Origin of the sequence: Micromonospora sp. NBS 11-29 (assembly GCF_002140155.1) — a bacterium.
Lineage (GTDB): Bacteria > Actinomycetota > Actinomycetes > Mycobacteriales > Micromonosporaceae > Micromonospora.
On the sequence record NZ_NAPR01000020.1, the window covers coordinates 170,637 to 178,136 of the forward strand.

At 72.0% G+C, this 7,500-nt stretch carries 4 protein-coding genes and 3 pseudogenes; 4 read left to right on the forward strand and 3 right to left on the reverse strand.

Translation table 11 applies throughout. The features are described from left to right. Positions 1 to 687 (forward strand): annotated as a pseudogene (locus tag B1205_RS32225) (hypothetical protein); the annotation flags it as partial. 349 nt (positions 688 to 1,036) lie between these two features. Here B1205_RS32225 and B1205_RS23160 read toward each other — a convergent pair. Together B1205_RS23160 and B1205_RS23165 are read right to left on the reverse strand one after the other, a co-directional pair. Next, positions 1,037 to 2,293 (reverse strand): MFS transporter, encoded by a 1,257-nt coding sequence (locus tag B1205_RS23160; RefSeq protein ID WP_089157513.1) that lies wholly within the window; start codon positions 2,291 to 2,293, stop codon positions 1,037 to 1,039. 78 nt (positions 2,294 to 2,371) lie between these two features. Continuing rightward, positions 2,372 to 3,581, reverse strand: a pseudogene (locus B1205_RS23165) (MDR family MFS transporter). 150 nt (positions 3,582 to 3,731) lie between these two features. On the opposite strand from B1205_RS23165, the gene B1205_RS23170 reads away from it, so the two are divergent. Further along, entirely contained in the window at positions 3,732 to 4,499 is a 768-nt protein-coding gene (locus tag B1205_RS23170; protein WP_089157514.1) for a phosphoglyceromutase, read from the forward strand. 97 nt (positions 4,500 to 4,596) lie between these two features. Here the strand turns inward: B1205_RS23170 and phoU are convergent, their stop codons facing one another. Continuing rightward, positions 4,597 to 5,241, reverse strand: a complete 645-nt coding sequence (gene phoU / locus B1205_RS23175) for a phosphate signaling complex protein PhoU (RefSeq protein WP_089157515.1) — start codon at positions 5,239 to 5,241, stop codon at positions 4,597 to 4,599. Between the two features lie 351 nt (positions 5,242 to 5,592). Between phoU and B1205_RS23180 the strand changes: the two are divergent. Next, a pseudogene (locus B1205_RS23180) lies at positions 5,593 to 6,740 on the forward strand (sensor histidine kinase). Continuing rightward, complete coding sequence (locus B1205_RS23185) at positions 6,638 to 7,264, forward strand: response regulator transcription factor (RefSeq protein WP_254910146.1); 627 nt, start codon at positions 6,638 to 6,640, stop codon at positions 7,262 to 7,264. Before B1205_RS23180 ends, B1205_RS23185 begins: the two are co-directional and overlap by 103 nt. Positions 7,265 to 7,500: the final 236 nt, after the last annotated feature.

A 7,500-nucleotide genomic window follows, 5' to 3' on the forward strand; every position in this document is an offset into this window, starting at 1 on the left:
CGGGCGAAGGCGGCCCCGTCGCGGGCGAAGGCGGCCCCGTCGCGGGCTGCGAAGTCGACTTCCTCGCGGGCGAAGTCGGCCCCGTCGCGGGCGAAGGCTGCCCCGTCGCGGTCGAAGGCTGCGCCGTCGCGGTCGAAGGCTGCGCCGTCGCGGTCGANCAGGGCGAAGGCTGCCCCGTCACGGGCAACGGCTGCTCCCTCGCCGGCGAAGGCGACTCCGTCGGGAACCGGGGGCGCTCCGTCGCGGGCCAAGGTCGCTCCGTCGCGGACGACGGCGGCGCCGGTCCGGAAGTCGGCGCTGTCCGGGTCGGCGACGGCACTGACGCAGGGACCCGCGTCCAGCCGGTCGATCGGGTCCTCGCAGATCATCGCCTCGCTGTCGGATCGTCCGGAGCGTCCCGGTCGTAGCCTGGTGACCCGCAACCACGAGGTGATCCAGCGCTGGGCGCGGGCCCGGGGCGCGATCCCGGCCACCATCGCCGGCACCGAGCGGGGCGACCGGCTCGGTGTGCTGACCTTCGACATGCCCGGCTATCGGGAGAGCAGCCGGATGCGGCCGGTCAGTTGGGAGGAGTGGTTCCACACCTTCGACTCGCGGCGGTTGAACCTGATCTATCAGGAGCAGCTTCGGGACGGCCGGCAGAGCAACTTCTTCCGGACGGAGAACCCGAATCGCGAGGACGGCTGAGGTTTACCGGAATGGTCGGCGGGAACCCGACGTTGGCCACCGGCGAGGACCACAGCAGGTCAGCCGGATTCCCGACACGGGTGCTGTGACGGGTAAGACAGCGAATCCGGGTTGAATCGAGAATCCGGGCGAACTAACTTTATTGCACCGCGTCCCGCTTGTTTTCGTTCGGGGGAGCGGCGGATCGATCAGGTCCGCGCAAGCGAGACGCGAGGATCGGGTGGAGCACACCGTTGGGGGACGGTGCCGCCCGTGGAACCGGCGGCGCGAGCGGGCGACGCTTACGGGGGTGAGTGTCGCCCGCCGCCGCCGGGCGTACGGTACGNGGGCGCTCTGCCGTTCCCGGTCGTCAGCGCGGAAGTCGAAGTTTCTCCGGTGGCCTGCGCGTGGCCCGCAGCGCGGCGACCCGGCGTTCCCGGTGCGGCCCGGCGAGCAGGTGCCCAACGGCGGCGAGCAGGCCCAGGCCGCCCACCACGAGCCAGTGCCGCTCACCGAGGCGTTCCAGACTGACCCCGCCGAGCGCCGGCGCCACGAAGGACGCCGCCGGGAACGTCAGGTAGAACACCGACTGGTAGCGGGCCCGCAGTTCGGGCGGGGCCAGGTCGGCGTTGATCTGCGCGTTGGGCGGCGCGGCGAGCATCTGCCCGGCGGTCCAGACCACCGCGGCACCGAGGTAGAGCGGCAGGCCGTCGGCGACGGTCAGCGTGCCGAACCCGATCGCCATCAGGCCGGTGGAGACGGCCAGCACGCTCGACGACCGGTACGGCTCGATCAGCCGGGGCACGAAGAGCTGCCCGACCACGATCAGCGCCCCGCCGAGCGCCACCACTAGCCCGTACGCCGACGGGCGCAGGCCGTCCGCGCGCATCGCCAGCGGCATGATCGTCGAGGTCTGCATGGTCAGCACGGCCAGCAGGAAGGTCAGCCCGACGAAGACGAGGAAGGTGCGGTCGGTCAACGCGGTGTGCAGCCCGGGCCGTCGCCCCACCAGCGTCCGGGGTGTGACGGCCGGCCGGCGGTCCAGCGTCTCCGGCACCTTGAGCGCGATGACCACGGCCGCCGCCAGGGTGGCCGCGGCGTCGACCAGGAACAGCGCCAGGAAGCTCGCCTCGGCCAGCACCCCGGCCAGCAGCGAGGCGACCGCCATGCCCAGGTTGAACGCCCAGAACTGGAGGTTGAACGCGCGGGACCGGCGGGCCTCCGGCACCACGTCGACGATGGCGGCCACGAACGCCGGGCCCGGCATCGAGTGCACCACCCCGACCAGCGTGGCCAGCGCGGCGATGACCGCCAGGTGCCGGCTGAACGCCAGCGCCGCCATCAGCCCGGCCGCCGCGAGGTGGGCGGCGAGCAGCGTGGCCCGTCGTCCCCACCGGTCGGCGAGGACGCCGCCGAGCAGCGTGCCGGCCGCGCCGCCGATCCCGTACGCGCCCACGACCAGCCCGGCCAGCGACGGCGAGGCGCCCCGCGCGGCGGTCAGGTAGAGCGAGAGGAACAGCAGCGCGAACGCGCCGGCCCGGTTGATCAGGAGGCCGGACCAGAGGTACCAGAAGGTGGCGGGCAACCCGCCGGCCGTGTCGTCCCACCAGCGCCGCAGGCCGCGCACCCGTCCTCCAGTAAGGTTTCCTAACCGATATCCCGGGCTACGGTATCCGTCGCTCGGCGGCGGCTGCGGTCGGCGTACTCAGGAACCGACGCGGACCGGCGCGGCGGGCGACGTGGCCGCGGCCTCGCCCGCCTCGGGGGCCGGGGTGCGGGCCAGCGTGACCGGGGTGACCGCGGCGCCGGCGGCGCGGAGCCGGGTGGCGCGTCGCTCCCGGGCCGGACCGGAGACCAGGTGGGCGACCGCCGTCACCACGCCGATCCCGGCGCAGGCCAGCCAGAGCGCGGTGTTGCCGGCCTGCTCCCGGAGCAGACCGCCGAGGACCGGCGCCAAGGCCCCGGCGAGCTGCCAGGAGAGGGAGAAGACGCCCTGGTAGCGGCCGCGCAGCGCGGCCGGCGACAGCTCGGCGATCAGGGTGGCGTTGGACGGCGAGTTGAGCATCTCGCCGAGGGTCCAGATCAGCACGGTGAGGCCGTAGAGCCAGATCGTGTCCGCGAAGGCGGTGAGCCCGAACCCGACGCCCATCACCAGCGCGGCCAGCGCCAGCACGTGCGACCGGCTCCGTCCCCTGATGAGCCGGGGCACGAAGAGTTGCCCGACCACGATGAGCACCCCGTTGAGCGCGATCNCGAGATGTGCTGGAGGAAGACCAGCGCGGCGAACAGGTTGAGCGCCACGAAACCGAGGAACACCCGGTCGGTGAGGATGGTCCGCAGCGCGCCGGCCTTGTCGACCACGCCGGGCACCCGGGTTTCGCGGACCCGGGTTTCGCGAACCCGGGTGAAGATGACCAGGGCGGTGACCAGCGTGGTGACCGCGTCGACCAGGAAGAGCAGCAGGTAGCCGGACCGGGCGGCGAGCCCGGCCAGGACGGCGGCGCAGGCGAACCCCAGGTTGATCGCCCAGTAGTTCAGCGAGAACGCGCGGAGGCGGTCCTTCTCCGGCACGACGTCGACCATCATCGCGCCGAAGNCCAGAGCGGTCGGGCCAGGCCGAGCGCGACCATCATGGTGGCCGCGCCGAGGTGCGCGGTGAGCAGCGTGGGCCGCCGGCCCCAGCGGTCGGCCAGGGTGCCGCCGACCGTCGTGCCGACCGCGCCCCCGACGCCCCAGAGCCCGATCACCAGGCCGGCCTGCGAGGCCGAGAACTCTCGTTCCTGAGTGAGGTAGATGGCGAGGAAGACCAGGACGAACGAGCCGAGGCGGTTGATCAGGGTGCCGGTCCAGAGGTACCAGAAGGGCCGCGGTAGGCCGCCCGCCGTCTCCCGGAGCCAGCCCCGTACCGTCCGCATCGCGTCGTCCCCCGTTGGTAATGACTGATCAATCTCAGATGCCTTACAACCTAGTGGCCTGCCGGAACGCCGGGCATCCGCATTTCCACGTGGTGGTCGTCACCACCGGTCGCCGCGTGTCCGTTCGGCCGGTACGGCAGGATGATCCGCATGACTGCGAGCGAAGGGCCCACCGTCGGGACGCTGGTCCTGCTGCGGCACGGCGAGAGCGACTGGAACGCCAAGAACCTCTTCACCGGCTGGGTGGACGTCGACCTGACCGCCAAGGGCGAAACCGAGGCGCGGCGCGGCGGTGAGCTGCTCCGCGAGCACGACCTGCTGCCGGACGTGGTGCACACCAGCCTGCTGCGCCGGGCGATCCGCACCGCCGAGCTGGCGCTGAACGCCGCCGACCGGCACTGGATCGCGGTGCGCCGGTCGTGGCGGCTCAACGAGCGCCACTACGGCGCCCTCCAGGGCAAGGACAAGAAGCAGACCCTCGACGAGTACGGCGAGGAGCAGTTCATGCTCTGGCGCCGGTCGTACGACACGCCGCCGCCCCCGATCGACGACGCCGACGAGTGGTCGCAGGTCGGCGACCCCCGGTACGCGCTGCTGCCGACCGAGCTGATGCCGCGCACCGAATGCCTCAAGGACGTCGTCGAGCGGATGCTGCCCTACTGGTACGACTCGATCGTGCCGGACATCCTCGCCGGCCGGACGGTGCTGGTGGCGGCGCACGGCAACTCGCTGCGCGCGTTGGTCAAGCACCTCGACCAGATCTCCGACGAGGCGATCGCCAAGCTCAACATCCCCACCGGCATCCCGCTGCGCTACGACCTGGACGCCGACCTGCGTCCCCAGGTGCTGGGCGGCACCTACCTGGACCCCGAGGCCGCCAAGGCGGCCGCCGCCGCCGTAGCCAACCAGGGCCGCTGATGTAAGGCGGGGCCCCCGCTTAACGCCTCTGGTAGAGGAGGGGCCCCTTCTTAACACTCCCCTGTTAAGAAGGGGCCCCTCCTTCCCCCCTGGTGGGTCAGGCGGAGGGGGAACCGGTGATCAGGTAGACCACGTGCTCGCCGGCGTTCACCGCGTGGTCGGCGAAGCGCTCGTAGAAGCGGCCCAGCAGCGTCGCGTCGATCGCGGTCTCGACGCCGTACGGCCAGTCGTCGCCGAGCAGCACGGCGAAGAGGCTCTTGTGCAGGTCGTCCATCGCGTCGTCGTCCCGGTCCAGTTCCGCGGCGACGTCGGCGTCGGGCTTGGCCAGCACGGCGCCGATCTTCTCGGCCATCCGGTCGGCGATGCCGGCCATGTCGGTGAAGACCGGCCGCAGTTCGGCCGGCACCGCCGGGGATGGGTGCCGACGCAGCGCGGTCTTCGCCACATGGTCGGCCAGGTCGCCCATCCGCTCCAGGTCGGCGGCCACGTGCAGAGCGGTGATCATGGCGCGCAGGTCGGAGGCGACCGGCGCCTGGCGGGCCAGCAGGTCGCAGACCCGCTCCTCGACGTGCCGGTACAGCTCGTCGATCTCGGCGTCCCGCGAGATCACCGCCTCGGCCGCGGCACGGTCCGCGGTGAGCAACGCCTTGGTGGCCTGCCGCATGGCCGCGCGCACCGCCTCGGCCATGTCCACCAGCAGTTGGCTGACAATCTGCAGGTCGGCCCGGAACTCGTCGCGCATCGTCACTTCCTGGGGTCGGAGGCCGTCACCCCACATGGGTACGGCGTGAGCAGGTGCGCGCCCCACGGTAGGTCGGGCGGCCGGCACCAGGGTGAACGCGGATGAACGACGCGGGACCCGCGGGTGAACATTCCCGGAAGCGAGAGTGATTCGTACCTTTTCGTCCGATCGTTGGGTTAACAATGACCCTACGATCGCCGGGTGGAATGGGCGGTGGCCATCGCGGTGGCCGTGGCGCTGGCGACCGGGCTGGTCGCCGGGTCACTGCTGCCCGGCTCCGTTCAAGAATGGCGACGTCGGTGGGCGTCGCGGGGCGGCGGGACCACCCGCCGTGACGCAGGGAGGCCGACGATTCCGGACGAAGCGCAGGGGGGCCTATCCGGGCTCGGCCGNCGGTGCTGGTGAACCCGGCGGCCCGGGCGATGGGTCTGCTCCGTACCGGGGCCACGCCGGGCTCGATCGCGGCGCACCCGTTGATCCGTACCCTCGCCGGGCAGGTGCGACGCACGGGCGTGCGTCGCGAGATCGAGCTCGACCTGCCCCGGGGCCGCGACAGCGCCGGGGAGAATCCGCTCGGTGTGCACCTGCGGGCCATGGGGCTCGGTGCCGGCTACATCTCCGTCGAGGCGGTCGACGTCACCGAGTCGCACCGCCTGGCCCGGGTACGCCGGGACTTCGTGGCCAACGTCAGCCACGAGTTGAAGACCCCGATCGGCGCGCTCCAACTGCTCGCCGAGGCGCTGGTGGACGCCACCGAGCCGGCCGGCGACGGCGCGCCCGACCTGTCCGAGGACCTGGTCGCCGCGCGGCGGTTCGCCGAGCGGATCCAACACGAGTCGACCCGGCTCGGCCGGCTGGTGCAGGAGTTGCTGGAGCTGACCCGGCTCCAGGGCGCCGAGCCGCAGCCCGCCCCCGAGCCGGTCTCGCTGGACTGGGTGCTCGCCGAGGTGGTCGACCGGACCAGGACCACGGCCGCCGCCCGTCGGGTGGAGATCACCGTCGGCGGCCAGCGGGGCCTGACCGCGTACGGGAGTGACAACCAGCTCGCCACCGCGGTGGCGAACCTGGTGGAGAACGCGATCAACTACTCGGGCGAGGACACCACGGTCCGGGTGACCGCGCGGACCACCGACGAGCATGTCGAGATCGCCGTCGCCGACCAGGGCATCGGCATCGCCCCGAACGAGGTCGACCGGATCTTCGAGCGCTTCTACCGCGCCGACCAGGCCCGCTCCCGCTCGACCGGCGGCACCGGTCTGGGACTGGCCATCGTCAAACACATCGCCAGCAACCATGGCGGCCGGGTGGATGTGTCGAGCACCCTTGGTGGGGGGTCGACGTTCNCCGCGTACTGGTGGTCGAGGACGAGGAATCGTTCTCCGACGCCCTGTCCTACATGCTGCGCAAGGAGGGATTCGAGGTCTCCGTCGCCGCGACGGGCACCTCCGCCCTCACCGAGTTCGACCGGACCGGCGCGGACATCGTGCTGCTCGACCTGATGCTGCCGGAGATGTCGGGTACCGAGGTCTGCCGCCAGCTCCGCCAGCGTTCCCACGTCCCGATCATCATGGTCACCGCGCGGGACAGCGAGATCGACAAGGTGGTCGGCCTGGAGATCGGGGCCGACGACTACGTGACCAAGCCGTACTCGCCGCGTGAGCTGGTCGCCCGGATCCGGGCGGTGCTGCGCCGCAAGAGCACCGAGGCCAACGAGACGGGCGCGCCGACGCTGACCGCCGGGCCGGTCCGGATGGACATCGAGCGGCACGTGGTGACCGTCGACGGCGCCGGCGTGCAGCTTCCGCTCAAGGAGTTCGAGCTGCTGGAGCTGCTGCTGCGCAACGCCGGCCGGGTGCTCACCCGGGGCCAGCTCATCGACCGGGTCTGGGGCGCCGACTACGTGGGCGACACCAAGACGCTGGACGTGCACGTGAAGCGGTTGCGCTCCAAGATCGAGCCGGAGCCGTCCGCGCCGCGCTACATCGTCACCGTACGAGGTCTGGGCTACAAGTTCGAGCCGTGACCAGTGCCGCCGGTGCTGGTGCACGCGCCCTGGTCCGTGCTTCCGGCGCCCCGGCGAAAGGCTGGCGACCTGCGCGAGGCCAGTTCGGGGAAGTGGTGGCATCCGGTGCGCCCCGATACCGCCACTTCGGCGTACTGCTGTGTCGACCATTCGGCGCGAACCGGACGATCGCCGTCCCCGGCGGCGGTGCGCCTCGCTCCGGGCTTCGTGGCGGAGCACGAGGGGGCGATCGTCCG

What these genes read in the sequence shown, in the direction of transcription:
- B1205_RS23170 (WP_089157514.1), top strand. Translation starts at nt 3,732, where the DNA reads ATGACTGCGAGCGAAGGGCCCACCGTCGGGACGCTGGTCCTGCTGCGG.
- phoU (WP_089157515.1), bottom strand. Translation starts at nt 5,241, where the DNA reads ATGCGCGACGAGTTCCGGGCCGACCTGCAGATTGTCAGCCAACTGCTG.
- B1205_RS23185 (WP_254910146.1), top strand. Translation starts at nt 6,638, where the DNA reads ATGCTGCGCAAGGAGGGATTCGAGGTCTCCGTCGCCGCGACGGGCACC.